This window comes from Arthrobacter rhombi, from assembly GCF_900163545.1.
GTDB lineage: Bacteria > Actinomycetota > Actinomycetes > Actinomycetales > Micrococcaceae > Arthrobacter_H > Arthrobacter_H rhombi_A.
The window spans coordinates 1-1,434 of record NZ_FUHW01000043.1 but is presented as its reverse complement, the minus strand read 5'-3'; the positions used below and the strand labels follow the sequence as shown (position 1 = coordinate 1,434).

Annotated in this window: 2 protein-coding genes; both read left to right on the top strand. The window is 61.5% G+C overall.

Annotation, left to right across the window (positions count from 1 at the left end; genetic code table 11):
* A partial coding sequence (locus tag FM101_RS12695; RefSeq protein WP_087000229.1) for a CoA transferase subunit A occupies nucleotides 1–777 on the top strand: 777 nt, incomplete at its 5' end.
* A gap of 4 nt (nucleotides 778–781) precedes the next feature.
* Nucleotides 782–1,432: a CoA transferase subunit B gene (locus FM101_RS12690; RefSeq protein ID WP_087000227.1), complete on the top strand. Its 651-nt coding sequence runs from the start codon at nucleotides 782–784 to the stop codon at nucleotides 1,430–1,432.
* The last annotated feature ends 2 nt before the right edge of the window (nucleotides 1,433–1,434 follow it).

Here is a 1,434-nt window from a genome sequence, read left to right as displayed (position 1 = left end):
GCGGCGGAAGCCGTAGCGGATATCGGGGATGGATCCTTGATATCTGTCGGCGGTTTCGGACTATCAGGGAACCCGATGGCATTGATCGAGGCCCTCTTGGAACAAGGCGCTACGGGCCTGTCGGTGGTCTCCAATAATTGCGGTGTCGATGGGTGGGGACTTGGTGTCCTGCTTGCTGCCGGCCGGATCCGGAAGATGACTTCTTCCTATGTGGGCGAGAACAAGGAATTTGCTCGCCAGTACCTCACCGGGGAACTCGAATTGGAGTTGACCCCGCAGGGGACGCTGGCTGAGAAGCTACGAGCCGGTGGATCAGGCATCGCTGCGTTCTACACCGCTGCCGGAGTCGGTACTCAGGTGGCCGAAGGGGGGTTGCCGCAGAAGTACGACGCCGATGGGAACATTCTCCAGGGTTCGGAGCCCAAGGAAGTGCGGAGCTTCGCCCCAGGCGGGGAGAAAAACGATTTCGTTTTGGAAGAGGCCATCGTCTCCGATTTCGCGTTGGTCCACGCGCTGAAGGGCGATAAGCACGGCAACTTGGTGTTCAACAAGGCGACCCGGCAGTTCGGCCCGCCGGCAGCGATGGCCGGGAAGGTGTGTATCGCTCAGGTTGAGGAGCTCGTGGAGCCCGGCGAGATCGACCCTGACCAGGTCCATCTGCCGGGGATCTATGTGCACCGCGTCCTGGAAGTCGGTCGGGACATCGAAAAGCCAGTGGAGAAGCGCACGGTACGCCCAGCTGGTGAAGCCGCCGGTTCGGCGACGAAGGAAGGTTGAGACGATGGCACTGACACGTGAGCAGATGGCCGAGCGGGCCGCGCAGGAACTGGTCGACGGAGCCTATGTGAACCTGGGCATCGGGATGCCGACCCTGGTTCCGAACTACATCCCCGCCGGCAGGACACTGGTTCTGCAGTCGGAAAACGGCATCCTCGGTGTGGGCCCGTACCCCCCCGAAGAGGATGTGGATCCGGACCTGATCAATGCCGGGAAGGAAACCGTGACGGTCAATCCGGGAGCAAGTTTCTTCGATTCGGCCATGAGCTTCGGGATGATCCGTGGCGGGAAGATCGACGTGGCGATCCTCGGAGCGATGCAGGTTTCCACCAACGGGGATCTGGCGAACTGGATGATTCCGGGCAAGATGGTCAAGGGCCCCGGTGGTGGCATGGACCTGGTGCAGGGTGCCCGAGAGGTCATTATCCTGATGGACCATACGGCCAAGGACGGTTCGGCAAAGATCGTGAATGAATGTTCGCTGCCGCTGACCGGTAAGGCCGTGGTGAACCGGATCATTACCGACCTGGCGGTGATCGAGGTGACCGAGGACGGTCTGGTGCTCCTGGAGACCGCTCCCGGTGTGAGTGTCGAGGAAGTCAGGGCCGCGACCGAACCAGAACTGACCCTGGGTGGAGAACTCGCCAACGCCTAGTC

Excerpts from the sequence above, each read along its gene's own strand:
- FM101_RS12690 (WP_087000227.1), top strand. The coding sequence starts at position 782 with ATGGCACTGACACGTGAGCAGATGGCCGAGCGGGCCGCGCAGGAACTG.